Origin of the sequence: Pseudoalteromonas sp. 0802, assembly GCF_013350085.1 — a bacterium.
In the GTDB taxonomy this organism is placed as follows: Bacteria; Pseudomonadota; Gammaproteobacteria; order Enterobacterales; family Alteromonadaceae; genus Pseudoalteromonas.
On sequence record NZ_JABVXE010000090.1, the window covers coordinates 1 to 439 of the forward strand.

Annotated in this window: 1 protein-coding gene; it reads right to left on the reverse strand. The window is 35.3% G+C overall.

The window, feature by feature from the left end; genetic code table 11:
* A partial coding sequence (locus HUS61_RS21280; RefSeq protein ID WP_258539867.1) for an EAL domain-containing protein occupies positions 1-416 on the reverse strand: 416 nt, incomplete at its 3' end.
* Positions 417-439 lie beyond the last annotated feature (23 nt).

A 439-nucleotide genomic window follows, 5' to 3' on the forward strand; every position in this document is an offset into this window, starting at 1 on the left:
GAATAGCTATAACCTTGAAGCATGTCGACATTTTTAGACTTGCAGTATTCAACATGCTGCGTTGTTTCTACTCCCTCAGCAATAACCAAAAGATCTAGTTTATGCGCAACACCCACAATAGCTTCAAATATGGCACTATCATTATTTCTGTATGGTGCATAGTCTACGAATGACTTATCGATCTTTAACGTGTTAACTGGGAGTTTATTTAAGTAACTTAAAGATGAATAGCCAGTCCCAAAATCATCAATAGCAATGTCTACGCCTTGTACTTGAAGTAATGATAAGTTTTTTAGAAGTTCATCATCAGCTTCAATTAAGGCATGCTCTGTTAGCTCTAGTCCAATATCTGATGGGATAAGTTCATATATTTCAAGTAATTCAGAAAGCTGTGAAAAGAACTCCTTTTGGAGCAATTGCTTTCCTGAAATATTAATCA